General features: G+C 66.5%; 28 protein-coding genes. All 28 read right to left on the bottom strand.

Annotated elements, in window-relative coordinates; all coding sequences use genetic code 11:
* Positions 1-159 precede the first annotated feature (159 nt).
* Entirely contained in the window at positions 160-657 is a 498-nt protein-coding gene (locus AB4Z55_RS00355) for a hypothetical protein (RefSeq protein ID WP_165630942.1), read from the bottom strand.
* Positions 658-671: 14 nt separating this feature from the next.
* The gene (locus AB4Z55_RS00350) at positions 672-1,169 is read right to left on the bottom strand and encodes a hypothetical protein (RefSeq protein WP_369518873.1); all 498 of its coding nucleotides are present in this window, start codon (positions 1,167-1,169) and stop codon (positions 672-674) included.
* A gap of 141 nt (positions 1,170-1,310) precedes the next feature.
* Positions 1,311-2,120 (bottom strand): phosphoadenosine phosphosulfate reductase family protein, encoded by an 810-nt coding sequence (locus AB4Z55_RS00345; RefSeq protein ID WP_369518872.1) that lies wholly within the window; start codon positions 2,118-2,120, stop codon positions 1,311-1,313.
* A 13-nt stretch (positions 2,121-2,133) separates the two neighbouring features.
* On the bottom strand, positions 2,134-2,352 hold the full coding sequence (locus tag AB4Z55_RS00340; protein WP_165630944.1) for a hypothetical protein: 219 nt from the start codon (positions 2,350-2,352) through the stop codon (positions 2,134-2,136).
* 2 nt (positions 2,353-2,354) lie between these two features.
* Positions 2,355-3,320 carry a hypothetical protein gene (locus AB4Z55_RS00335; RefSeq protein ID WP_369518871.1) on the bottom strand — a complete coding sequence of 322 codons (966 nt, stop codon included), beginning with the start codon at positions 3,318-3,320 and terminating at the stop codon, positions 2,355-2,357.
* A 41-nt stretch (positions 3,321-3,361) separates the two neighbouring features.
* Positions 3,362-4,096, bottom strand: a complete 735-nt coding sequence (locus tag AB4Z55_RS00330; RefSeq protein ID WP_369518870.1) for a hypothetical protein — start codon at positions 4,094-4,096, stop codon at positions 3,362-3,364.
* A gap of 80 nt (positions 4,097-4,176) precedes the next feature.
* Complete coding sequence (locus tag AB4Z55_RS00325; RefSeq protein WP_369518869.1) at positions 4,177-5,238, bottom strand: hypothetical protein; 1,062 nt, start codon at positions 5,236-5,238, stop codon at positions 4,177-4,179.
* 123 nt (positions 5,239-5,361) lie between these two features.
* A complete protein-coding gene (locus tag AB4Z55_RS00320) occupies positions 5,362-6,108 on the bottom strand; it encodes a hypothetical protein (protein ID WP_369518868.1) in 747 nt (248 codons plus the stop codon).
* 94 nt (positions 6,109-6,202) lie between these two features.
* Complete coding sequence (locus tag AB4Z55_RS00315) at positions 6,203-7,066, bottom strand: RAMP superfamily CRISPR-associated protein (RefSeq protein ID WP_369518867.1); 864 nt, start codon at positions 7,064-7,066, stop codon at positions 6,203-6,205.
* On the bottom strand, positions 7,066-7,479 hold the full coding sequence (locus AB4Z55_RS00310; protein ID WP_369518878.1) for a hypothetical protein: 414 nt from the start codon (positions 7,477-7,479) through the stop codon (positions 7,066-7,068). Before AB4Z55_RS00310 ends, AB4Z55_RS00315 begins: the two co-directional genes overlap by 1 nt.
* A gap of 32 nt (positions 7,480-7,511) precedes the next feature.
* Complete coding sequence (locus AB4Z55_RS00305; protein ID WP_369518866.1) at positions 7,512-8,078, bottom strand: hypothetical protein; 567 nt, start codon at positions 8,076-8,078, stop codon at positions 7,512-7,514.
* Between the two features lie 465 nt (positions 8,079-8,543).
* Positions 8,544-9,425: a hypothetical protein gene (locus AB4Z55_RS00300; RefSeq protein ID WP_369518865.1), complete on the bottom strand. Its 882-nt coding sequence runs from the start codon at positions 9,423-9,425 to the stop codon at positions 8,544-8,546.
* A gap of 44 nt (positions 9,426-9,469) precedes the next feature.
* Positions 9,470-9,781, bottom strand: a complete 312-nt coding sequence (locus tag AB4Z55_RS00295; RefSeq protein WP_369518864.1) for a hypothetical protein — start codon at positions 9,779-9,781, stop codon at positions 9,470-9,472.
* Complete coding sequence (locus AB4Z55_RS00290) at positions 9,778-10,449, bottom strand: hypothetical protein (protein WP_369518863.1); 672 nt, start codon at positions 10,447-10,449, stop codon at positions 9,778-9,780. The genes AB4Z55_RS00295 and AB4Z55_RS00290 overlap by 4 nt, the downstream gene beginning before the upstream one ends.
* Positions 10,446-10,613, bottom strand: a complete 168-nt coding sequence (locus AB4Z55_RS00285) for a hypothetical protein (protein WP_369518862.1) — start codon at positions 10,611-10,613, stop codon at positions 10,446-10,448. The genes AB4Z55_RS00290 and AB4Z55_RS00285 overlap by 4 nt, the downstream gene beginning before the upstream one ends.
* A 232-nt stretch (positions 10,614-10,845) precedes the next feature.
* On the bottom strand, positions 10,846-11,139 hold the full coding sequence (locus tag AB4Z55_RS00280) for a hypothetical protein (protein ID WP_369518861.1): 294 nt from the start codon (positions 11,137-11,139) through the stop codon (positions 10,846-10,848).
* 43 nt (positions 11,140-11,182) lie between these two features.
* Positions 11,183-11,977: an HNH endonuclease family protein gene (locus tag AB4Z55_RS00275; RefSeq protein ID WP_369518860.1), complete on the bottom strand. Its 795-nt coding sequence runs from the start codon at positions 11,975-11,977 to the stop codon at positions 11,183-11,185.
* Entirely contained in the window at positions 11,974-12,366 is a 393-nt protein-coding gene (locus AB4Z55_RS00270; protein ID WP_369518859.1) for a hypothetical protein, read from the bottom strand. Before AB4Z55_RS00270 ends, AB4Z55_RS00275 begins: the two co-directional genes overlap by 4 nt.
* A gap of 39 nt (positions 12,367-12,405) precedes the next feature.
* Complete coding sequence (locus AB4Z55_RS00265; protein ID WP_369518858.1) at positions 12,406-13,080, bottom strand: hypothetical protein; 675 nt, start codon at positions 13,078-13,080, stop codon at positions 12,406-12,408.
* A 19-nt stretch (positions 13,081-13,099) separates the two neighbouring features.
* Positions 13,100-15,016, bottom strand: coding sequence for a cutinase family protein (locus AB4Z55_RS00260; protein WP_369518857.1), 1,917 nt, complete (start codon positions 15,014-15,016; stop codon positions 13,100-13,102).
* A gap of 229 nt (positions 15,017-15,245) precedes the next feature.
* Positions 15,246-16,022 carry a hypothetical protein gene (locus tag AB4Z55_RS00255; RefSeq protein ID WP_369518856.1) on the bottom strand — a complete coding sequence of 259 codons (777 nt, stop codon included), beginning with the start codon at positions 16,020-16,022 and terminating at the stop codon, positions 15,246-15,248.
* Positions 16,022-17,707, bottom strand: a complete 1,686-nt coding sequence (locus AB4Z55_RS00250; protein ID WP_369518855.1) for a hypothetical protein — start codon at positions 17,705-17,707, stop codon at positions 16,022-16,024. The genes AB4Z55_RS00255 and AB4Z55_RS00250 overlap by 1 nt, the downstream gene beginning before the upstream one ends.
* Positions 17,708-17,798: 91 nt before the next feature.
* Positions 17,799-18,665: a ParB/RepB/Spo0J family partition protein gene (locus AB4Z55_RS00245; RefSeq protein ID WP_369518854.1), complete on the bottom strand. Its 867-nt coding sequence runs from the start codon at positions 18,663-18,665 to the stop codon at positions 17,799-17,801.
* Positions 18,665-19,366: a ParA family protein gene (locus AB4Z55_RS00240; protein WP_369518853.1), complete on the bottom strand. Its 702-nt coding sequence runs from the start codon at positions 19,364-19,366 to the stop codon at positions 18,665-18,667. Before AB4Z55_RS00240 ends, AB4Z55_RS00245 begins: the two co-directional genes overlap by 1 nt.
* 568 nt (positions 19,367-19,934) lie before the next feature.
* Complete coding sequence (locus tag AB4Z55_RS00235; RefSeq protein WP_369518852.1) at positions 19,935-20,621, bottom strand: HAD family hydrolase; 687 nt, start codon at positions 20,619-20,621, stop codon at positions 19,935-19,937.
* Between the two features lie 141 nt (positions 20,622-20,762).
* Complete coding sequence (gene nrdH / locus AB4Z55_RS00230) at positions 20,763-21,014, bottom strand: glutaredoxin-like protein NrdH (protein WP_369518851.1); 252 nt, start codon at positions 21,012-21,014, stop codon at positions 20,763-20,765.
* 62 nt (positions 21,015-21,076) lie between these two features.
* On the bottom strand, positions 21,077-22,414 hold the full coding sequence (locus AB4Z55_RS00225) for a hypothetical protein (protein ID WP_369518850.1): 1,338 nt from the start codon (positions 22,412-22,414) through the stop codon (positions 21,077-21,079).
* A complete protein-coding gene (locus AB4Z55_RS00220) occupies positions 22,411-22,560 on the bottom strand; it encodes a hypothetical protein (RefSeq protein ID WP_369518849.1) in 150 nt (49 codons plus the stop codon). The genes AB4Z55_RS00225 and AB4Z55_RS00220 overlap by 4 nt, the downstream gene beginning before the upstream one ends.
* Positions 22,561-23,105: the final 545 nt, after the last annotated feature.

The raw sequence follows: 23,105 nt of genomic DNA, 5'->3' as shown, positions 1-23,105 counted from the left end.
CACCGGAACTAACCCGCACACTACCCATGCGCACCGACAGTTTCCTGCTGTGCCACAAGGCAATACATCGGGCCTACCTCATACCGGGGTCGGCCCGGTATGCCGGGCGCAGGTGGTCGTCGGTCCCGACCAACCCGCACCCGGCCTGGGGGCGTGCGATCAGAGATTCAGCGGCACGTCTCCTGTCGGGTCGTCGCGCTCGCGGTCGGTGCGTAGGTCGATCACATCGGTGTGGACCACGCTGGTGTAGTCACGGCCCAACTGGCGCAGCGCGGTCACCAACGACACGTGGGCTTCCTGCGCAGTGTCGAACGCGATCGGCCACCCACCGTCCTCGGTGAACGCCGGCGCCCCGTCAATCACCGCGTAGTAGCCGTTGTCGCCGTACTCGATCCAGCCACCCAGCCGCCCGATCGGGTTCCGCCTGGCCCAGTCCTGCATCACCTGGCTGTACTGGCCCAGCTCCAGCTGCCACCCATGCCGTGCCGGGTGCGGCCGGATGCTCAACGCCCCGTAGTAAGCGCCGTCGATGACCAGATACACGTAGGTCTCGAAGCCGTCGAGGGCCAGGCACAGCCTCTGATCGTCTTCGCCGTCGCTGGACAGTTCCAGCACGGCGTGTGCGGGCGTCCGTGGCTGTTGTGGTGTCGTAGTCACTCGACTGTCCCCTTTCAGCAGATCCGGAATCCGCCGCAGGCGGCGAGGAACTCGGCGAACTCGGCCACGTTCTCGGCGCTGAACGGATAACTCGCATCCATCGGTGGGTGAGTTCCGACGCCGTTGCACGCGTTGCAGCCGCCCCGCCCGGTCTCTGGGTCACGCGGACGGTCCAGACCCATCTGCACCCCGACCTCATCGGTACGTACCCCGGTGCCCGCACACCACCGGCATGTCTCATCCGGCAACGCTGCCAGGCGGGCAGTGTGGGCCTGTTCGTACTCGGCCACCGCCCCCGAAGCCAGGTCGGCCCGCAACCGCGCCGCCAGCTCGATTGAGGTCTGTTCGTCGAGGCCGTCACCGTCGTTGGACTGCCAGAACTCACACCCCGCAGCCAGCTCGGGATACCGCTCACACACGAAGTCCGCCAACGGCCGCCACCACCACACGTTGTTGCGGAAGTACTCACCCACCGGCGCGCTCGGCGCCCGACCAAACACATCCATCCCCATGCGGGACTCCCTCAATGTTGCCCGACAGCCCTGCTGGCTCATCGGAACTAACCCACACACTAGACCACCCTGCCGACACGAAACATGTTCCTGCACAACCCAATAACCGGCCTAACCTCATACCGGGGCCGCCCCGGTATGTCAGCTGTACTGCTTGAGTCGCGGCAGTGCTTCGACGAGCCGGGTGTAGATATCGGGCCAACCGGCGGCGAGACGGGCGATGTGACCGTTGTCCAGGCGAGAGGGGTCGATCATGGCGTTGACCCGGGCAGTGTGGGTGTCAGCGCCCAGGGACGCGAGTTTGGCGTAGAGCGGGTTCAGCGGGATGTTGCGGGCGGCGCTGTACTGCCACACCTGCTCGGTGCTCCAGTTCCAGATCGGCCCGAAGCTGGTGGTGCCGTCGCCGCGGCGCACCATCCCTTGAGGACTGTCGTCGCCGTTGCGGGCGGCCTGGGTGCGGTAGAGGTGGCGGCGGCCGACGGATTCGTCGGCGCGCACACCCCACAGGTTTGCCGGCCCGAACACCGCGCGCGCCCGGTCAGCGGGGTCGGTGATCATCGCCTGGCGCATGTCGACCTCGAGGTGCCGCGTCGGTGCTGTGGGGTCGAAGTCACCGGCCGCGATGAGCAGGGTCAGCAGGTCGGGTTCAGTCGGCACCACGTGCACGTCCAGACTCCACGCGGCGGCGAGATCGGCCAGGTAGGCGCGGGTTTCGGGGAAGTCCAAACCACAGTCGTAGAACACCACCGGCACTTCTGGGTCGACGCGGCGGGCCAGATCAACCACGACGGTGCTGTCTTTGCCGCCCGACCAGGCCACCCACATCCCGCCGTGGTCGTCGCGGTAGTCGGCGATCTGGGCGAGCACCGTGGCCGGGTCGAGGCGCCGGCCGCGCACCGCACGCAGTGTCGTGAGGTTCAGACCTGGGTCAGGGGCATCGAGCATCGGCATTGCTGCCCCTGCGTCACCGCGTGCGGTGGCCGGAGGTGGTGGTTGGCACTTCGCGGGTTTCGTTATCGGCGGTGGGATCGCCGGGCTCGACCGAACGGAAGGTGTTGATGCCGAAGCGGATGTCGTCGTGGACACGGATCGGGTCGACCCAACGGCCACGGCCGCCGGTCTCCCCTTTCTTCTTCCGCGGCGGAATCGGCGGAAGGTCTTTGGGTGGGCGGGTAGCAGACATGTCTAAGGCTCCTTGGTCTCTCGGGCCGCTGCGCGCGCGGCAGCGGCGGCTCTGCGGTCGGAAAACAGCCGGCGGCCGGTGACCGGTGGTTGGTAGTCGGGATCGCGCGGGGTGTCGCGCAACTGCACCACCAGGGTGGAATCGTGACCACCGGGGCGGGCGTAGTCGGCGTGCTCATCTATGCCGGCCACCCTCATTCCCAGGCCTCGGGGCAGCAGATGGCTGGTGTCATCGACGCTGTCCGACCGGCCGAGATACATGCCACGGGAGGTTTCGATCTCCAACACCACCGTCGACGCACCTGAGCCCTCAGCGCGGCGGCGTTCAGCCACCGCGGCGGCCTCATGCAAGGTGTGGGTGGCCATCGTGTACTGGTCGAAAGAGATCCGCGCCCCAGGCTGCAATGTCGCCGGCACATCACGCCTGCGGGTCACCGGAGTGTCGGTAGGCAACTCGACGACCGCGTACACCACATGCCCACGCCCACTGTCGCGTTCGTAGCTCTGAATCAACCGGTCCAGGCGCTGCACCGACCGACGATCCCGCTCGTCGAGCTCCTGGGCGTCACCCGTTGCTCCCCGTAAAGACGAGTTCAGATGCCGCCACCGTGCAGGATCTCCGGTGGCCCACTGCAACTCCTTCACCTGCGTGCGGGCCGCGCCTTCCAGCACTCGCCGCTTGGCCGCCGAACGGTCCTTGCGTTGTCGTGACGAAAGGTCACCGCGAAATTCCCCTCGGGCGGGCAGCTGCCGGCGTTTGCGGTTGTCGTCGACCGCCGAGGTGTCCCGAGGGAACGCGCGATCGCGATCGCGGGCCGCGCGGTTGCGGGAAGTGTCGTCCTCGAGAACCCGGTCGGCCAACTCGGCGCCGATGCGGGTCTGTTCCATCGCGTCGTAGAACTTCTCGGCCACCAGCCCGGCGGACTTGATCGCCGCATCGTCGACAGGCCCGGCCTCGAGGTCGATCACCCCATGCCCGGTGTAAGCCGTTCGCGTGGAACTCATGATGTTCAGCCTGGCAGAAACACCAGTCGCGCGCCGTCAACCGCAGCAGCGGCGCGTGCCGCGCACACCTGGTGGGTGGGCAACGGTAGCTGCTCACGCGCCGGCCACTGCCTCTCCATCTGCTCCTCGGTCGCGCATACCCACACGATCGGGTCGTCGACGTCGACGTCGTCGGCGAGTTCGTCGATGTGCGCTCTCACAGCTTCGGTGATCTCACGCAGCTCGGCCAGCACCCCCGGAGGTGTTGGCCGGGCGCCGCTCAGCCAGTACTGGGCCAAGCGCCGGGGCACGTCGAACCACTTGTGCACCTGGCCAAGTCCCATACCGCAGGCGGCCGTCACACACACCGTCCAGCCATCACGGGCCTCGCCGTCGGCCTCTCGTACCACCACACGGGTGTCGGGGACAGCGATCGCCGCGCGGCCGGCGCACACCCGGTGCACACTGGCCAAACTCATCCGTCCCGCAGTCGCGGCGACGACGTCGAGGTCCCCGGCGAACGTCTCGATCTGGCCTGTCTGGGAGGCGTGCTCGATCAGTCGGACCGTTTCCGCGGCCGCGGCCGCGGTGAGCTCCTCGAGCAGCTCGGCGACGCCGGCAGCGATCGGGGCCCGCCGTTCCTCCCAGGCGGCCACTGCGCCGGCATCGAGGTCCAGCAGCCGTTCGACCTCGATCTCGCGCACCCCGACCGACAGTCGGACACACCGCACTTGTGCGGCATCAACATCGTGAATTGTCATCAGCGCCATCCTCGCGCATCTCCTCAGAATCGTCGGGGCAGACCTGCTGTCTCGCCCTCACCGCCACTGTAGCCTGCTGGTCACCGCGCGGGAACCAGCTTTCGCATTCGCCCCAGATGGGCATAGGTCCGGTCTACTGCGATAGCCCAGAAGTCCTCGTCGCACCCCGTTGGTATCGGGAACTGTTCTCTTGGCCCGCCGATGACCTCGACGCCGAATGTGGCCTGGGCGGCGTACCGCAGCCACAGGCCGTGTCCTCTTCTCACCAGCCCTTGTTGAGTGATGACCCAATCGTCGTTGAGCCATTCCCACACGGGCCCTTCGAACCACGTCTCCTCGCCGGTCCAGGACCGCCTGAGCTGCCGTAACGCCGTCTCCACGTTGACGAACATCGGCTCACCCACGACCTCGGCCGCCAGCCCCGCTGTCCGCATCGCCCGGACGAGATCTGCGAGTATGTCTGCGGTCGCCTGACCCTCCCATTCGACCCGCTGCGTCTCGGCGAGGCTGCCACTCGAGACACCGCGACCAAGGACCGTCAGGCCGATTAAGCCGACCCCGGCCTCACCAGAACCCCAATCGAACGTGACACGCTCCGCGCGCGTCGGGGAGTTCAATGGGACCGTGAGCCTCTGCGAGGGGACAAGTCCTGTTTCGGTGAGCGTGTCGAGTGCGCTCGCCACGTCTTGAAACCCCACAGTCCCCAACTCAGACGCGTTGGCCAGATTGTCTAACGCCTGGGTGCGTTCGGCATCGTGATCGGCAAGCGCTTCGGTCAGCTGATCGTCGAGGCGTTGTTCCATCTTGGTGACACGGTCGGCGACCTCGGCAACGTCGGTGTGCACCTGTTTGGCGACCGTTTGCGCAGCTGTTTCCGCGCTCTGCCGGGCGATCTCGCCTGTTCTGCGGGCGATCTCTCGCTCTACGACGGGCACGAACAGTGCAAGCCCCAGCGTTGTGCCCGCACCGATCAGCAAGCTCGACAACGATGACTGCCAACTCGGAAAAGTGTTACTCCGCAAGCCATACAGGACGAACGGGGCCGCGACGAACGCCACGACGATCGCAAAAATGATGCCGTAGTACCACCACTTTCGAGAACCATCTCGTTTCGGATCACCAGCTTGTCCGGTATCGGCCACGCGCTCTCCCCCTCCTATGCTGAGTCGATCAGCAGGCCTGGTCTGTGTTATCGGACCACATCATGTCCTCGTGCCGCATGGACTCTCGGCCCACCTCAGATGATGCGCTCGCCCCCCGACACATCACCGCTGCGCCTCGTCGGGTACCGGTAGGTACGCCGCGATCGCGTGGCGGCTGGGGTGAGCGTACGGGGCGCGGACCGCGGTCCGGGAACGGCCACCGTGGGCGATGTCGGGGTGGTCGGCGACGCACGGCATCGGCACGCTGCGGCCCAGGACGCCGGGGTGGTGTTCGTGGCCGGCCGACCAGACGTCGTCGCCCGATGTGGCCTCGACAGTCCACGAGCTGACGCGGCCTTCGCCGCTGGTGCGGTACTTACCGATCTCGGTGACCTCGGCGAGCAGCTCGGCGATCTTCTCGGGGTCGCCGACCGCCCGCCAGGTCGCCGTCGGTGTCACGGTAGCGACAGCGGGGATCAGGCGTTTGCGGTAGTGCCCCCGCGTATCGGAGACCGTGGAGGGCACCAAGGGCGAGAGGCGTTGCAGATCAGCGTGATCGGTGCGGCTCGACCTCATACGTGGCTCCGGTTGTGGCGTGGCCGGGGTGGTGTGGGCGAAGGTGCACATCCAGTGCCATGGCTGCCCTGCCTCGCAGCGCGCTAGGGGCAGCTCCAGGTCCTCCGGCACGCCCAGGGGGTCGTAGGTGAGTAGCACACCACGCGCGGCGGCCGCGGCTTTGCGGCGGTGCCAGAGCACCGAGGCCAGCAGGCCGTCGAGGCTGATGCCCCACGGGGTGCCGAAACACACCCCGTGCGGCAGGTCGGCGGTCACCCGTAGCGGCACCATTCCGGTCTCACTCGTGGTGGTCATGTGCCCGGGGGGCCGGGAGCGGCGGGCCGAGAGTTGGTCACGTTGGCACGTAGACGCCGATTGGGGTTGAAGAGTGCGTGTGCGGGCATCGGCATCAGGTGAGGGTGTTGAGGGCGGCGATCGAGGCATCACGGCCGGCGGCGACGATGGCCCGCCATTCGACGTCGTTAGGAGCTGTCCCGGCGGTGATGGTTGGGGTGAGGGTGGCGTGGATGCGGCCGTGGCCGGCGGCGGTGCGGCCGCCGAGGTGGCCGTGGGCGGCGAAGTGCTCGAGGATGTCGGCCAGCAGTGCGTATTCCACCGGTGTGGCGTGGGTGAGGCGGATCTGCCCGGACAGGCGGGTGCCGGCGATGAGAGTTTCGGTGTCGAGGCGGATCGGGCTGAACCCCTCGCCGGTCTCCCCGTCGACGGTGGGGCCGGTGTCGGACAGGTCGTTGCTGTGGCTGGTGGATTCCTGGCCGAGGACGGTGTGCACCGACGCCGGTATCGGAGCATCCGGTGGTGCGGTAGGGAGTAGGTGCAGGGTGTCAGCGGTGACCGGAACGACCTTGGACACCACCAGTTTCCCGGACATGACCCGCGCGTTCGCCGCACCGCCGAACAACCCGATCAACGGCACCAGCGTCTTCAACTCGCGCTCTTGTTCGGGGGTCATCTCACGGGTCGATTTGCGCAGGAACCCGCCGTTACGCAGCAGGTGCGCGGCCGCCGGGGTTAGCTGGCCCTCATAGTCGAGAACTTCGGCGAGCAGCGTTTCGCCGGTGCGACGCAGGATGCCGCGCCAGGCGTTGCCGGAGATGATCGGCACCACCGCCACCTCCCCCGTCGGGGTCAGGACTTTCTCGCGCCGGAACAGGCTCTGGATCGAGGTGGCGTTGCGGGTGTCGTCGCGGTGCACGATCGACGTCGTGGCGGTGATGTCGACATCGAACACCGCGCTGATCAACGGCTCCCCCATCACTTCTCCCCTGCCCGTGCGGATTCGGCGGCTGCGCGGCGATTGTCTGCGACGGTTTCGGCGATGATTCGGACCCGCAGGATCAGGGCGGGTAGCTGGTCGCGGAGCAGGGTGAGAACCGGCGCCGACGGCTCGGTAAGTAGCTGGGCAACCTCGAGGCGCCGCGCCCGGTCGGTGACCGTGATGGGTAGTGCCTGTGCCAGCAGAGACCACCAGGTGGCCAGGCTGTCGGCGCGGTAGGTCGCCGCCCGCACCCGCGCCGGGAGCAGCTCGTCCCAATACCGGTGACGGTGATCGCCGATCCAGGAGTCCCAATCCAGGTCGTAATGCACCAGCAGCAGCAACCGTTCGGCGCAGATCGCGGCCGGCTCGGTCAGCGCCGGCAGTTCCGGGACCGCGGCCCGCCATCGCATGGACGGCGGCCTCGACCCCTCGTCGGTGGTGCTCACCCTGCCCGCCTCGTCGCCGTGGCCGGCGCCGTACCGCTCGGTGTGGACAGGGCGATCGCGGCGTCCCACCATGCACCGGGGTGGGTGCGCCACACCGTCAGCGCGTCCCAGGCGGTAAGCAGCTGGGGCCACTGGTCGGCCGGCAGGGCGCGTATCAGCGTCATCGGTGGGACGGGGTCGGTGAGCATGGCCGCGCGCACCCCGGGCAGGGTGCGTAGCCATCGCAGGTCGGTCAACAGCGCCACCGCGGCATCATCCCACCGGATGGCCGTGTCGTCGGTGCAGACATGCCCCCACCGTGCGGTTGGAAGGATGTGGCGGCGCCCGCGCACCGGCACCACTGCCATCCGGTCGACCGGTAGTGGGCCGGCGGCCAGCAACTCCCCCAGCTCGATGCGCTCAACGACGGTGCGGGTGGCGCGGTGCTGGTCGACGAGGTAGACGGTGCGGCGTAATTCGGCTGTGCTGTAGGCCCATCCGCACGCCGCGCACAGCGAGTCCCCGCCGTACACCCAGGATTCGGCGTCGGTGAACTTGCGGGAGACCACCGTCAGAGCGGCCACCAGCGGTAGGTCGGAGGCCCCGCAGCAGCAGCACCATCGCCCCGGGCCGGGCAGCTCGACGGTGGGTGGGGTCGGTCGGCCGGCGGTAATCCAGGCCGTGAACGCGGGAGACCCGGCAGCCGAGCGGGTCTGGGAACTTCTCGGCTGCCGGGCCTGTCGGGAACGCGATACTGCGGGCGAACCTGATATGTGAGAAGTACCGGCCATTCTAGTGAGGCGAGATGCGTAGCGCAGCAACTAACTCGCCGCAGTCCAGGCATCGTGGGGTGCCGCACCACCCGGTCACTGTCCCGTCCGCGGACAAGGTGACCGCGCCAGTATCGCGGTCAAGACCGGCGTCGCGGGGATCCAACTCGAACCACTCACCCCCACAGGTAGCGCACCTCAGGGGCCCGCCGGAACTCCGAGTGGCGTGGGTGGCCGCCCGGCGGGCGGTGAGGTCGACAACGTCAGCCATGGGCGATATCACCCATGACTGGTGCCCCGCTGATCACTGTTGGAGCCGCAGGCACTCTGATGTGCACGTGATGTCTCGTCCTCGGCGCGTGCGGCGAGGATCAGGTCCCAGCACTGCTGGTGTGCGGGTGCCAGTTCGGGATGGGCGGCGATGCGTTCCCATCGTGTACGCGTCCTGTCACTGCAAGCCTGATTGCGTGGCGAGCAGGTGCGGTGCATGTGGTCGACGGCCGTGGTGATCGCCTCCGCAGTCGCCGCCGGGTAGGAGGCCAGCTCAGCGGCGGTCAACGCCGTGGTGTAGACACCTCGGCGCCCCAGCGGCACAGAGGCGATCGCAGACAGAGCAACCCCGGCTCCGGTCGCGCACAACATCACTGTCAGGCAGTTCAGGTAGGTCATGACCGCGGAGTCCGGGGGCAAAGTGCCTCTTCTGAGGGGCACGTCGCCGGTGGTGATGATCAGCCACCCGTTCACGATCACCCCAGCCAGCAGCGGAACACCCAGCAGTGCCAGCGGCACCCCCATCAGCACCTCGGCGCATCGTGTTGCTTTCGCGTAGGCGTTGACCGCCCGGCCGCGGCGGGCGGGGTCGATCAGTATCACCGTCTTCCCTCGTGCCACGGCGCGCCGCTCACGCTCGGCCACCAGGAGTTCTTCTCGCTTGGCGGCGATGCGCGGTTCGCCGCTGCGCCAGAGATACACGGCGACGGCGACCGCCGCGGCGATAAGACCGGTCCCGACGGGAGACCTCTCGGCCCCGAAGGAGACATAGACGAACACACTGAGCGCGCCAACCGCGACCGCAACGATGGTGAGGGCGAGCCGTTTCCGCGCGTGTGGTGTGTCCGCAGGCGAGTACGCGCCTGCTGCTGTGGCTGTGGCTGTGGTCATCGTGGTTGGGCTTTCGTCATGTTCGTCGTTGGATGTGCGGTCATTCAGGTGACGGTGATGCCGGAGGACTCGATGTCGAGGTAGCCGTCGGTGTCAGGGTCGACGTCGCTGCCGTCGTCGTGGAGAGCGATCAGATGCACGGTGTTGGTGCGCTGGGTGAAGGTGAATGCGTCGGTCTCGCCGTACACGTCGTAGTGGCGGGCGGTGATGCGTACGTATCCCGCGCCGGTGGCGGTGTCGGTGAGTGTGCAGATCGCGGTGACGTGTGCCGGCTGCGGGCCGTCGAGGAGAATGTCGCCGACGGTCAGTTCGTCGGCGCGGCACTCCAGTGCGTCCAGTGACGCCGCGGTAGTCATCGGTGATCCTGCCAGCGCGGTGTGGGCGTGAGGGTCGTGCGCTGGTTGACCGACCGCAGAGCGCGGTCGGAGCCGACCAATCCGATGCCGACGGAGATGGCGATTGCCGCGACGAGCACCACGACCAGGGGTGCGATCGCATGCTGCCAGTGCACGGCACCGGTGGCGGTGTACACCGTTGCCATCGCGACGCCGGTGAGTAGTACCACCATCCACCGGTAGTAGGTGCGCGGTGGTTCGACAGTGGCCATCAAGCCCAGGAGTAGACCGGCCGCGGCGACGACCCCGGCCACCGACCAGCCGATCGCTTCACCAATGGGTAGCGGTAGACGGGACCAGACGCTGGCGGGGTCGATCTGGGCGAGTACGGAGTTGGCGCAGTACACCGTGAGCCAGACGGTGAGCGCGACCGCTACCGCGGTGACCGCGACGCCGGCGGCGAAGCTGGCCGGGTGGCCGACGAACAGACCGGGCCGTACCGGCGGTTCTGGTTCCGGCTCGTGGGTGAGCCATGGCGGGGTCGCCGGGGAGGCGCTGGCCGGGTATGGGGCGGGTTCGTCGAACGCAGCGGTCGGCGGCTGATGTCGGGTGGTCGGGTCCTGTTGTGGGAGTGCGGAGTAGGCGACCGGCCGAGACCCGGGACTGGGTTCGCGGGGTGAGGTGGTCATCGCTGGTGAACCTCCACGAGGGTGAGGATGCGGTCGGTGTTGTCCGGGTTCGTGATGTCGATGCCGGCAGCCTCGAGTTCGCGGGCCAGGCCGTCGAGGTCGACTTCGTGCCCGGCGGGCAGGTCGAGCAGTTCAGCCAGCACACTGCGATCAGTGGTGGTCATTTGGTTGTCGCCCTCCCATGGGGTCGCCGGTGTGGTGTGGGGTTGTGGGGCTCGGGTGGCTCCCGCCGCTCGTCCTGCGACGGGTGCACAGTGTGGGTCCGGTTGGCGGACGGGCCCGTTCTGACGTCGATGTCAGGGCGGCGCGGGAGCCACCCGAGCTTCCTCGTCTCCGTTCCGCGTCGACCTGGTTTGGGGGCAGACCTTGTCGCGGACCGGAGGGGTTTCTGTGGGGTTATGCCGACCAGGGGCTGATGGCCCACCATTGGCCGTTGCCGGCGCGGTAGCAGGTCCCGAACCGGGGACCGAACTTCTTGGCGCCGAAGCTGGTCAACCGGTTGGCGGTCGGGGCGCACTGCTCGGCGCTCGAATGTGGTCCGATCCCGAACGCGCGGTGACCGTCGACGGTGCCGATCGGGGTGACCGCAGCCGACGCGGGTGCGGCGGCGACGCCGAGGCCGGTGGCGATCGAACCGGCCAGCAGCGCTGCGGCCGCGGCGCGCCGCAACGGGGTGAGGGTGGTGTTCATGGGGTCTCCTCAGTGTCGTGAATTTCGTCTGTCCTGCTGGGGGTCAACAGGTTCGGTCCGCGACAGCTTGGTCGGCGGTGGTGATGGGCAGCTGGTAGTCCTCGGCGACACGCAGGTAGGTGGCGATGTAGGTGCAGGCGTAGGCGCGGTTGGGTGGCAGCCACTCGGCGATGCTCTTCGAGCCTTTGGCGCTGTTGGCCGAGCCATCGGCGGCGAGGAGGTTGGCGGGGTCGTTGGCGAAGCTGACCCGCTTGGCCAGCGGCCAGTCGTGGGCACCGGCATGCCAGGCCGCCTCGAGCGGGAACACGTGGTCGATCTCGATGTCGCTGCTGGTGGTTCCTTTACGGAACTGGAGGACTGCGCCGGTGTAGGGGTCGGGGTCCAGGACACCGGAGAGGACTGTGCAGCCGCGGGTTTTCGGGTCGAGCTGCACGGCGTCGAGTTGGGTCCGCAGAATGTCGTTACGGGTGTCACATCCGTTGTGCGACATCGCCGCATCCGAATCGTCAGTCCAGGCCGGGCCGAACACGCACGCTTTGCCTCTGCGGCAGGACCTTTCGTACCCGGGCCGTTCGGGAAGCCCCGACACCACCTGCACGCGGGCCAGGAGTTTCCTCACCTCATCAGCGGCGCCGTCAACTGTGCCCCGGGGTGTGCCGGTGACCGGTTGGACCGTGAGGGGTGTGGCATGCAATCCGGTCGTGTCATCGATCCACGAGGTGATCGTCTGTTTGGCGGCGTCGGTGGACTCTGTACGGATCATCCCGCCGGCCACCCCGAGACCTACAACGACGACCGCGCCCACGAGGAGCGCCACCAGACGGCGCACGATCATCATCGCGCCACCACCACCGGTCGCAGGAGTTGGTGTCGCAGCACGGCCTGTGTGGCGGCCAGGGCGCACATCACGACGACGGTGCCGATGTAGAGCGCCGGCGACACCACCACGAGGGCGTTGGCCCACACCGCAAGGGTGACCAGCCACACCGTGGACGGGCGCAGTAGCTGGTGCCTATTCCAGCCCACAGCAACGACGAACAGCGCCGCCACCGCTGCGCCGACACCGATCAGCACCAACGCGATGGCGCTGTCCAAGGGCTGGGTCCACGACACCGCGGCGAACCCGACCAGCCCGGCAGCGGTGACGACCACAGCAATCGCGGCATCGAGCCGCCCAGACAGACCGGCGAGGGTGTGCCGGTCGGGGCTGTCCAGGTCGGTAGTCATCACGAACTCCGTTTCAGTTCAGGTGGTGTGGTGGCGGGGTCAGTTACCGGGTGCAGGCGTGGGCGGTGTGCTGCTGGTGGGTTGTTCGCGAAGCGCACCGGCGGCGTGGGCGCCGGCGGCGACGCGCACCGTGACCGGTGCCGCCGACGGCCCGCCCTCATCGGTGCCGGCGGTGCCGAGGTGGGTGAGGGTGTAGACGCCCTCAGGCAGCGCGAGGGCGATCGGAGCATTCGCGGTGATGACATCGAGGCTGGCGCCGACGGGGAAGGCGAGCGTGTTGCCTGCTCCCCCATCGTGGTCGGTGGGTGTGGGAAGTTGCGCGGGCGTGGTGGTCTGCTCGCTCGAGGTCGACTGTTCGCTACTCGCGGACGGGGCCGGTGCGGCGTTGTCGTCTCGACGCTCGATGTGGATGACTGCGTGGGGCACCAGCCCACCGGTGGCGTTGATCTGGGAGATGGAGACCAGGCCGATCTTGTCGGTGGAGGCCTCGGCGATCACCGTCGAGACGTCGGCGGTCGTCGAGTTGCTGGCGCTGGTGCTCGGAGTGGTGGTCTCGTCGGCGTGTGCCAGGCCGACTGTGGTGGCCACGACCAATCCACCGAGCACCACTGCCGTGGCACCTACGCCGATGCGGCGGCGCCAGGACTGGGTGGGGGTGGGGTGGTCGTAGAAGTCGGCTTCGTGGTCGTCACGGGTGGCGCGTTCGACAGACATCGGGGTCTCGTTTCGCTGTTCAGGCTTGTACGCGTTGGACTTTGAGGGTGATCCACTCGGCGAGCCATTCGATGGCTGAGCGCCCGGAGTTGTCGACCTTGTAGTCGTTGTAGGCGACGTGGTTGCGGGTGGCGCCGCCGACGAACTGCGACACCTCGACACCGGCGTCGACGAGCCCGGCGAGGTTGTTGGCGTCTTCAGACGACACGAGTTGGATCATGGAGTTGGTCAGGCCCAGGAAGTCCGCGCCCGCGACCTGGTTGGACAGAGTTGTACCGGCGACGAGGTTGGGCTGATACCCCGAGGCGGGGGTTTTGGTGCCGCCGGTGAGGACTCCGGAGGCAACGGTCGCCAGATCGAGACCGACCGGCACGAGATCAGCGAGCCGTACGAGGTTGCGTTGCTCGAGGACGTCGAAGGCGATGCCCTCGATGCGCTGGACATTGTTGACCAGCCGGATGATGTCGAGGTTGCCGACGAAATCCAGGACCGTGGCGGCGATCTGGGTGTACCCCGACGGGTCGGGAATCATCCGCAGGATGCTGGCGATCCACTTGAAATCGACCTGGGCAGCCATCTTCACCAACGGTGCGATCGCTTCGTTGATCTCCTGTGCACTCTTACGCACACCCGGGACGTCGAGAGCGACCGCGCGTTGCACGGTCATGCTCAGCCCGTTGACCATGCCGATCCAGTTCGTCGACCCCAGTCCCACAACGACGTTGAGGACTTGTTCGATCACCTTCTGCGGCGCCAAGACGCTCAAGACGTTGGAGGCGGTGGCCATGGTCGTTGCGGGGGTGGCGGTCAACGGGGCGGTCTGTTGACCCAGCTGGTTCGACAGCGACAACAGCTGTTGGGCCTGGGCGGGATCGAGGCTGCCCGACCCGGACTGCTGGGCCAGGGTCCCCGCAGTCGTGGCGAGCTGCTCAGACGTCGTCACCGCTCCGGACAGGTCGGCCTTAGTCGCGTTGTTCAGGACAGTGAGCGCGGCGCGATCGGGTGAGCCCGGCGGCGCCGCGGACAGGTCTTTGGTGGTGGTCGGGTCCACGGTTCCCGAGCCGATGAGCTGCTGCAACGGTTGCAGGGTGTTGCTGACCGAGGATGCGGTGGTGGCGATCTGGCCCAGGTCGACAGCCCGTCCCCCACTGGGGGTGTTGGCCAGCGATTGGGCCAGGGTGGACACATTCGAGCCGAGCTGCCCCAGATCCGCGCTCGACCAGTCGGTGGTCATCGCCGAGGTCAGCTGCGACGGCGACTGCTGCCCGGTCGGCGACACACCCGTGGCGCCGGGCAGACCGGCCATCTGTCGTTCGGTCTGCTGTTTGACCCCGGCTTCGGCGGGCGTGGTGGCCAGCATCTGCGAGATGCTCGAGACCAACGGGTACTTCTGCCGGTCGAGGTTGCAGTACATGTCACCGGGCGTGGTCTTCGTGCCGGTGTCACAGATTGTCGCGACCCGACCGGACAGTGAGCCCATCCCGCCGGGACGGTTACCGCCCATTCCCACACCACGATTGGCGTTGGGGCCCACGAGCGCTTCACCGGGCGTGCCGCGGCCGGGATCAGCCAACAGCGCGACCGCGAGGACTTTGTCGGCCGGGATCGGGCCGCGGTTGTTGCCGATGTCCGAGGCCACGTCACCGGCGGCATCAGCGCCCTGGCTGTATCCGCCGAGCACGATCTGGGTGTTGGGGCACTGACTGACCTGGCTGGTCAGGGTGTGTTTGAGTGAATCGATGCCGGTCTGTTTGGACTGAACGTAGTTGAGTCCCTTGTTGAATGCCGACGCCGAGTAGGCCGGGAAGATCACCGACACGTTCTCGCCCACAGAGGCTTTCACACGATCGGTGACGCCTTTGAGCATCCCCACCGGCTGGTTCGGGTTCGCCGCGGCGTGGGTCTCCCCGGTACCGGCCATCATCACGATCGTCACCGGCGCACACCCAGCCGCCGGAGCCGCAGACGCTGCCGGCACCATCACCAGAGATGAACCCGCGACCGCCGCGATAACAGCACCCGCCGAGACAATCTCTGTGAACCGTTGCCGGAGAATGACTCCCACCCTCGTGACCCCTCGCTGTCCGGATCGGCACGTAACGCGCCGATCGCCCTATACAGCGAGTGTCACTCGGATTTTTCGGTATTCAACGCACGACTAGGGGTCAATTCCACTCGATGCGGAAGTCGCGGACGCCGTCGAAGTGGAATCCGGTGTCGTCGTCGAAGTCGTCGAAGGCGGCGAAGTTGACCGAGGCGTGTTCTTCGAGGATGGCCGCGACGCGGGCGTGGTCGTCACGAGCCAACGCGTCGCCGAGGGCGGCGATCTGTTGGCGGCTCATCTGGGTGTGGTCGAGGCCCTGGGGGCCGCCGAAGTCGAAGGATTTGGCCATGCGGTAGTCGTAGTTGCCGCCGTCTGTGCGGGCGTGGACGTCGGCGGTGAAGTGAATGGCCGGTCGCATCCGGGAGACGTCGACGCCGCTGTCGACGAGGCGTTGCGCGACCTGTGCGTCGACGAGGCGACCCTCAGCGTCGGGGCGCAAGCTCTTGGTGCGCCCGGCCCGCCAGTCGTAGACGGCACTCGGTGAGCGGCCGAGCTGTCGTGCGGCTCCGTCAACACCGCCCATGCGGGTGATCTCGGCGCGGCGAGCGACGAGGTCGGCGGTGCGGTCATCAGGGATGCGCCCCTGCTGTTTCCAGCGGCGGAAGGTGCGCCGCGAGGGTGGGCGGCGGCCGGCGTCCTGAGCGGCTTTACAGGCGGCGTCGTAGCCGATAGTGCCGAGGTGATCGGTAGGGGTGCGCTCCCCCACCAGACCCGCATCGGCGCGCGCGAGATCAGCCGCGGTCCCGGCTGCGACGGAGACCTGCCGGCCGGCGGCCGCGGTGGTGGTGGCGGTGGGCTCGTCGCGGCGCTCGCGACGGCGCGGCCGGAACTGGGCCATCAGCTCACCACCTCCGCGGTGGTGGCCGTGTCATTCTCGGGTGTGAGATCGGTTGTGGCGGAGTCGTCGTCTGGTTGGCCGGAGGCAGTGTAGGCGGTGTTGATCGCCTTGCGAACCTCGGTGGGTGTAGCTGCTGAGAGCAGAGCAAGGATGACGTCGTCGTCGAGCGGGCGCCGCTTCTCGATCACGAACTTGCCGAGGTAGGTCAGTTCGTCGGCGAGATCGGCACCCGCGGGTGCGAGGTAGGTCCAGGCGTCAGTGAGACCTTTGATGGGCCAAATGTTGTGTTCGCGTGCGAGTTTCATAGCTTTGGCGCGGGAGCGGTGGCGGGCGTGAGCCTTGATGGCCGCAGCCCAGATCGGCTGGTAGTGGTGGCGCATGTGGGAATCCCAGTTGCGGTCACCAGCGATGCGACCGAGGTAGCCCTTGTAGATGTCGGTGACCATCGACTTGAGGACCGGGTCATCGGCCTCCACAGCAGCTTTGCGGGCGGCAGCAATCAGCTCCTTCCACCGCTTGAGCACCTGGCCCTGGTCGGTGGTGGTCCAGGCCTCCGTGATCGCCAGGTCGGCGATGTCGAGGCCTGCTCCCCCATCCGGGATGGGTGCGGTCAGGCTGATGATCGTCTCGGTGGTCACCCACGTCGTCACGGGCCGGTCGGTGCGCATCCGCGGATGCGGCAAGGGCAGTTTGTCCGGCAGAGCGAGGGTGTCGGCGGCCGGCAGCGTGATCTGCCACACCCCGAACGGCAGAGGGGTGCTGGTGTGGGCGAGTTCCTCGGCGCCGGTGCTGTGGTGAACCAGTTCTCCGTAGCCCAGGTTGATCATGCCGGCACTGGCCAGATACGAGGCGCGTTGGTCGATGGTCACCAGCTCATCGGCGGCGTCGAGTTCCTCGGTGTCGATCCAGCCGCGCGACCACACGATGACCGGTTCGAGTTCGTCGGCGTCGGTGATGTCGATGGGCGGCAACGGAACTGGCGCATCGACGATGATGCCGCGACCGGTTTTGCGGCGATCCCGGAAGATCCGGTCGAGGATCACCGCCCCGGTACGTGCCGGGGTGATCCCAGGCAGGACTCCGAGATTGTCGACATGCCAGCACAATCGGCGGGCCAACTCGCGGGCGGTGTCCATCTCATCCTCGAAATCAATGAGGGTGCCTGCGGTTTCCGAGCCCAAGATGCCCATGCGGTCGTGGTTGATGCGTGCAGTCCACGCCCAGCCCTCGAGGATCACGTCGACCATCAGCTTGCGGTTCCCAAATGTGTGAGACAGGTGGAGGCGGTAGCCGATCTCCTCCCCCGGCTGGTACAGATGCCACCCGTCCTCACCCTGCGGGGTCAGGAAGGGGCCGAGTAGCTCGCGGGTGGCGTCATCAAGACGAGCAATCACGTCGGTCTTCATTCGACCCTCACGCAGCTCCTCATCGGAGTAGTCAGCCTCGTCACCCGGGTCGATATCGTCCGGGCCCCAGCCGAGCTGTGCGCACGCGGCGTCGATCACCCACACCTGCGCCGGCAACCCCGCCGGGGACAGCGGCTGCCTGCGCTGGCGCCACTCCAACACCTTGAGGAGCTTGTCGACCGAATCAACGGGCTTGTCTACCAACACGATCCCCGACGGGGACAGAACCTTTGTGGAGGTGACGATCATCGCGTGATCGTCGGCCGTTTTGCCACTCAAGGGGTCACCTCTGCGTTCGCATAGTCGCTCCTGCTTAGCCCTCTTTACCGCGGTAAACCGACTTGGTCGCTTTACCGCGGTAAAGAACGCCTCAGCTACGGTTTTGGAGCTGTTCGATGAGTGCGTCGATATCTTCAGGCGGCCAGACCTCGCGGATTGCAATCGCTACGGTGCTTGGCTCGGCCTTGAACCTCTTCAAAGCACGCTTCATTGCAGCAGAGGAGTGTTCCGGCGTTCGGGCCTGCTTACCGCCCTCCTCCCCTGCGTCTGTTGACTTTTCACGCTTCTCGCTTGCCGCCTGCCAGGCGGCGACCTGCTCCTCCATCGGGACCTTCGCGAGAGTGCGTGCATGCCGCACCGCGAGTTCTCCACTCCGTAGCTTCGCTTGGAGTTCCGGGTCCAGCTGGAGGAGGGTGCGGCGCTGCGACACCCACCCCTCCGTGCGGTTGAGACGCTCGGCAGCCGCTTTGGCGCTTCCCAGCTCGGCGACCATCGCCTCCACCGCGTTCGCTTCTTCGATGACGTCGAAGTCCTGGCGTTCCAGGTTCTCAGCAATCGCGGCCCACAGCAGCGTCGCCTTATCCGCTGCCAGCCCGTCACGAATCACCATGTCGAGGCCTTCGCGCCCGAACTGTCGAGCCGCGGCGAGACGACGGCACCCATTGACGATCACGTACTGCGCGTCGCTGATCGCGCTCTGATCTTCCGGATACAACCTGAGCCAGGCGGATCGAGAGATCGCGGTCGCCGGCTGGAGCTGGCGATCGCGAATACTCTCCAAATCGGCGAGATCCCCCAGATCGGACCGCGGGTTACGAGGGTTTGGCGCTAATTCGTCAAGGCGGACGTTCGAGCGATAGATGCCGTCGACCGCAGCGGTGGGGTCCACAGTCGAGTTGACGCCTACTGAGGATGCGAGCGAACTCAGATCAACTCGTCCGCCATTCTTGCGCGCCATCAGCGGGCCCCCACATTGAGTTCGAGGCACAGTCGCTGGAAGTCTTCTCTGGCCTGTAGTGCCACCCTGTTCGTCGGGTACTCAGTCACGACCTTGCCGTCCGCGGCGGCGCGAGTGTGGAGCTTATACCGGCGTATGACAGTGTTCGCCAACGGCCAGCCCATCGATCGCGCAAACTGCTGCGTTTCCTCTAGGTCTGCTCGGCCATCTCGTGGATCCCAGTTGTTGATCACGACTTTGAAAGCCACCCCGCGAGGCTTGAGCACCTTCTCGATCGTTCGAGCTGTGGGATCGAATGCAAGCACTTCTGGAGTGAGCGGCACTACCGCAAGGTCTGTAGCCGAGAGTAAAGCATCCAGGACCAGCCCCGTGTTTCCGTTCTCGGTCGTCCCAGGGTCATCGCCTAGCCAGCCTGGGGTGTCCACGAACACGTGCTCGACGCCGGACAAGTCGCCAAGTGAACGCAGCAGCTCGGGATTGCCATCGACCTGGGTGATACGGAAGGGGAGGTCGTCGACCCTGTCTGCCCACCACACAGCCGAACCTTGAGGGTCCGTGGAGACAGCGAGGACGGGGGAGTCCTCTTCTTGGGATGTTGATGTGGGGTCGTTGATTACATCGGCGGTGACTGCGGCGCAGTTGACTGTGGCGGTGGACTTTCCCACGCCACCTTTCTGGTTGATGAAGGTGTAGACGGTCATTCGGGGTTGAGCCTCCGTGTGCTTCGTCGATTGACTACTTCGGTGGGCGAGGGCGGTTCGGTCTTTACCGCGGTAAAGACCGTAGCGCCTCGGGGTAGAGGATACACCCTCTCAGGTGTATTTCAATACAGGTAGCGAGTTCCTACCGGTGAGATGTGAAGGGGATTTCTCGAAGCGCGCCCGCATGGGGCCCACGGCTATATTCCACCGGAGGAGGTGTCCTCGCCAAGGCGACAGGCCGGGACGGCAAGTCTTTACCGCGGTAAAGACTCGCCGTCCGGAACCGGCTGTCGGTCGCGTATCCACTCGTTCACGGTCGCTTCCTTCCAACCTCTCGTCGAGCCGGTGAGTGCGTCGTAGGCGGGAAGCATTCTCTTGCGGTCGTAACTCTTGAGCGTGTTCACAGACAGGTTTGCCCTCGCTGCGAACTCGCTCAGAGATAGATACCGTTCCATGACCCGTGCAGTCTATCTGCGCGTGAGGCCGGAAGGTGCTCATGCAGAAACCGCGAACAGGTCGTGAACTGGTGGACGGTCCATGTTCTGGTGTGTATTAATCGGCTCGGTGGTCACCCAGTCACCACCGTGCGTGACCAGGCGGTGAGGCGTTCGTCGTTGAGGCTGTCGCAGACGTAGTCGCCGGGGAGGTGCTTGCCTGGTTGCGATGGGATTGTCACGAGGAACACTCCAGCGGCCTGTGCGGAGCGCACGCCGGTCGAAGAGTCTTCGAGTGCGACACCTGTCTGAGGGGCAGCGTTGAGCTTGTCAAACGCTTCGAGGTAGATGTCCGGGGCGGGTTTGGGATTGGCGATTTCGTCGGCGGCGATCGAGACGTCAAAGCGATCAGCTATGCCGGCGCGGCGCAGTGCGGCCGCAAGCAGGACGCGGGGGCTGTTCGTTGCAATCCCGAGCTTCACTCGGTCGCCGAGGTGGTTGAGGATGTCGAGTGCCCCGGGCATGGGGTCGACGCCTTCGGATAGTTCCTGTTCCACGCGGGTCAGTAGCTTTCCTTCGAGCTCCACGCCTGCCGCTCTGGGCATTCCGAAGTAGGCGGCCATGTCCGCGCAGGCTGCTGACAGAGTGCGGCCGATCAGTAGGTCCTTCTCCGCGGGGCCGAATCCGAAGCCGTACTCGGCGAACAGTGCTGCCTCGGCTCTGCTCCAACACGTTTCGGTATCGAGGAGCAGGCCGTCGCAGTCGAACACGACCGCGCTGACGTGCGCGGGTAGTGGGCAAGGGTGGGGGATTGGTGTCATCTCTACGGCCTTCTCGATCGTGGTTGTGCCAGATGCATCATTGATGCATCTCGGTTGGGGCGCTGGCAGACGCCGGGCAAGTGAACTGTCCGGCCTTCCCCTATGGCTTGAACTGCGGAAATCGTCATTGCCGAACCGTGCTTATGACGCAACAGATGACAACGATGCCTCTTTGCGCAACGCTTTGATCCGGTCAGGGCGGAACCCGGACCAGTGGTCACTGCCGGCCACGACGACCGGGGCTTGTTGGTAGCCCAGTTGCACCACGAAGTCTCGCGCCTGGGCGTCTTCGGTGATGTCGATGACCTTGTAGGTGAGGCCTTGCTTGTCGAGGGCTTTGTAGGTGGCGTTGCACTGGACGCAGGCTGGTTTGGTGTAGACGGTGATGGTCATTTGATGCTCCTTATGTTGGCGCTGTCGATCGGGATTTGTGCGTTGGCGTGGGGGAGTCGCGGCTAGTCGTTGGCGCCTCCCGCGGGTTTGTTCCATCCGCAGGCGGCGGCCGCGATCTCGTAGGCACGGGCGCGTAGTGCGCTGTTGGCTGCGGGTCGGTGGGCGACAGGGGGCCGGTGACCGTTTCCGTCAGCTCGTGGGTTCTGGGCGGGGGCAGGACTCGGTGTGGCCCAGTCGATCTGTCCGAGGCGCCACCGCAGGTAGGCCGCGGGGTTGTCGATGGTGTTTGGCCAGCTCAGGTTGGCGTTGCGGCCGTGGTCGTTGAGTCGTGCGACTACCGCGGCCGGTGTCCAGGTGGACGGGTCAATGCCGGCGTCGGTGAGGACGTCGCAGATCCGGCCGAGGTGGTGTTTGCGCTGGAAGTCCGGGCGACGCCACGACTGCGGTACGACCCCGCGGGGTGAGGCGAGTGCGTCGGTATCGGGGTCGAGCCCGCGGCAACGGGCCACGATCCCCGCTGCGAGTTTCTGGATCGGCAACGATCGACCCTGCGCGGGGTTCTTCGACGGAATTGTCCGTTTTTCTTTTGAAGAAGTAGAACTTTTAGAAAGAGAAAAAGCTCTACTTGACCCCTGACGGGATAGGGGTGGGCAACCCTTCGGCTGCTGGCGGCGGCCCTGGCCCGTCGTCTGTGATGCCTGGTCGAGCGTGGGTGTGGGCGCGGGTGCGGGTGTCGGCTCGGCGTCAGCTACAGCTGCGACGGCGTCCTTGGGCATGGTGAGGGAGATCTGTGAGGCCACACGCAGCTGCGTGCCGCCGTGGTGGGCGCGAGCGGCCATGATCTCGATCGAGGTGAGTCGCTGCCCATAAGCCACGTCGACGAGCAGGCCAAGGGTGCGCAGTACACGCCGGCCGTCCTTGATCTGGTCGAGGCTGAGCCCCGCCTTACCGGCGAGGGTCCTCAACGAGGCCGTCATGTGCCGACCAGTGCGGGTTTCGGCGTAGTAGGCGTGCACTTTCGCCGTGGCCATAACGGTCGCCGCGGCCACGCGGTGATGGCGCCGGCGAGCAGCTACACCCTCGGCTGTTGCAAGGAGGACCGCTACAGCGTTGAGCCAGTCATCCCTGCTCGTCCAGCACGGCACCTGCGCCGGGGCCCGACCGTCCGTCGTGCGTTCGGGGGTAGGTCGTTGCCACGTGCGGCGGCCTCGTTGCTCGGCGTTGAGGTCCTCAATCTCGTTGCGCTGCTGTGTTTCTACCGCGTCGAGTAATCGGCAGGTGACCGCGAACGCAAGCGACACCCGGGCGGTCAGGCACAACGGCTCCAGTAGCGCAGCGATGGCCCCGGTGAACGTCCCCGGCGGGTGTTGGTCGGACGGAAGCAGTGCTGGGGCGGTCACGGGATCACCGCCCCAGCCTGTGCGGCACCAGATCCGGCGCGATCGCCGTGGTCGTCCAGGAGGCCGACGACCAGGTGGGTGTCGACGTGATGGCTCCACAGATCGGCTGAGCCGGCCTCGGCAAGCCCGAGTACGGCGTCGATCACCACCGAGGGTGGTGCGTCAACAGCCGCGATCAGCTGAGCCAGGCTCAGCGTGCAGCACCGCGCGAGGATCTCGGCAATGACGCGCTCGGCGCGGGCGATCGCCGCGCGAGGTGTGGTGTGTGCGCCCCCGTCCAGCCGAACTGAACGGTTACTCCCGCACGTCGCCGGTGCGGCTCTGTGGGGGGTGTCGAAGACAACGCTGGTAGGGGCGTTCGCCCCGACAGTCACCGCAACGGTGGTCGGGGCGTTCCCGTAACGACCTCACCGATCGCCCTATCAACGGGTGCGACCTGCGGTGATGTCTCTACGGGAGGTGTGAATGGCGCGACACGGCGGCGATAGTTGCCCGTGTCGAGGGTGTGCTTTACCATCAGAAGTGCCTGGAGCGGCAATTCCTTCCTGTTTGGGAGGCTTCCGGGGTCTAGCTGGTAACTAGATTCCGAACCAGTTCTCGGGGTGAAGCGAAGCGGCTAACTTCGCTCCCCACTCGAAAATCCGTGTACTCCCCTTCGGGGGGACCGGTGTCTCCATCGCTGTGTAGTTAT

Origin of the sequence: Gordonia sp. ABKF26 (genome assembly GCF_041103195.1) — a bacterium.
Classification (GTDB): Bacteria; Actinomycetota; Actinomycetes; order Mycobacteriales; family Mycobacteriaceae; genus Gordonia; species Gordonia terrae.
The sequence above is the reverse complement of the archived record's forward strand: the minus strand, read 5'-3'. Positions and strand labels throughout refer to the sequence as shown.

Bases quoted from the DNA above. Each gene is read 5' to 3' on its own strand.
- AB4Z55_RS00350 (WP_369518873.1), bottom strand. From the start codon at position 1,169: ATGGGGATGGATGTGTTTGGTCGGGCGCCGAGCGCGCCGGTGGGTGAG.
- AB4Z55_RS00345 (WP_369518872.1), bottom strand. From the start codon at position 2,120: ATGCCGATGCTCGATGCCCCTGACCCAGGTCTGAACCTCACGACACTG.
- AB4Z55_RS00340 (WP_165630944.1), bottom strand. From the start codon at position 2,352: ATGTCTGCTACCCGCCCACCCAAAGACCTTCCGCCGATTCCGCCGCGG.
- AB4Z55_RS00330 (WP_369518870.1), bottom strand. From the start codon at position 4,096: ATGACAATTCACGATGTTGATGCCGCACAAGTGCGGTGTGTCCGACTG.
- AB4Z55_RS00320 (WP_369518868.1), bottom strand. From the start codon at position 6,108: ATGACCACCACGAGTGAGACCGGAATGGTGCCGCTACGGGTGACCGCC.
- AB4Z55_RS00315 (WP_369518867.1), bottom strand. From the start codon at position 7,066: ATGGGGGAGCCGTTGATCAGCGCGGTGTTCGATGTCGACATCACCGCC.
- AB4Z55_RS00310 (WP_369518878.1), bottom strand. From the start codon at position 7,479: ATGCGATGGCGGGCCGCGGTCCCGGAACTGCCGGCGCTGACCGAGCCG.
- AB4Z55_RS00300 (WP_369518865.1), bottom strand. From the start codon at position 9,425: ATGACCACAGCCACAGCCACAGCAGCAGGCGCGTACTCGCCTGCGGAC.
- AB4Z55_RS00295 (WP_369518864.1), bottom strand. From the start codon at position 9,781: ATGACTACCGCGGCGTCACTGGACGCACTGGAGTGCCGCGCCGACGAA.
- AB4Z55_RS00290 (WP_369518863.1), bottom strand. From the start codon at position 10,449: ATGACCACCTCACCCCGCGAACCCAGTCCCGGGTCTCGGCCGGTCGCC.
- AB4Z55_RS00285 (WP_369518862.1), bottom strand. From the start codon at position 10,613: ATGACCACCACTGATCGCAGTGTGCTGGCTGAACTGCTCGACCTGCCC.
- AB4Z55_RS00280 (WP_369518861.1), bottom strand. From the start codon at position 11,139: ATGAACACCACCCTCACCCCGTTGCGGCGCGCCGCGGCCGCAGCGCTG.
- AB4Z55_RS00275 (WP_369518860.1), bottom strand. From the start codon at position 11,977: ATGATGATCGTGCGCCGTCTGGTGGCGCTCCTCGTGGGCGCGGTCGTC.
- AB4Z55_RS00270 (WP_369518859.1), bottom strand. From the start codon at position 12,366: ATGACTACCGACCTGGACAGCCCCGACCGGCACACCCTCGCCGGTCTG.
- AB4Z55_RS00265 (WP_369518858.1), bottom strand. From the start codon at position 13,080: ATGTCTGTCGAACGCGCCACCCGTGACGACCACGAAGCCGACTTCTAC.
- AB4Z55_RS00255 (WP_369518856.1), bottom strand. From the start codon at position 16,022: ATGGCCCAGTTCCGGCCGCGCCGTCGCGAGCGCCGCGACGAGCCCACC.
- AB4Z55_RS00245 (WP_369518854.1), bottom strand. From the start codon at position 18,665: ATGGCGCGCAAGAATGGCGGACGAGTTGATCTGAGTTCGCTCGCATCC.
- AB4Z55_RS00240 (WP_369518853.1), bottom strand. From the start codon at position 19,366: ATGACCGTCTACACCTTCATCAACCAGAAAGGTGGCGTGGGAAAGTCC.
- AB4Z55_RS00235 (WP_369518852.1), bottom strand. From the start codon at position 20,621: ATGACACCAATCCCCCACCCTTGCCCACTACCCGCGCACGTCAGCGCG.
- nrdH (WP_369518851.1), bottom strand. From the start codon at position 21,014: ATGACCATCACCGTCTACACCAAACCAGCCTGCGTCCAGTGCAACGCC.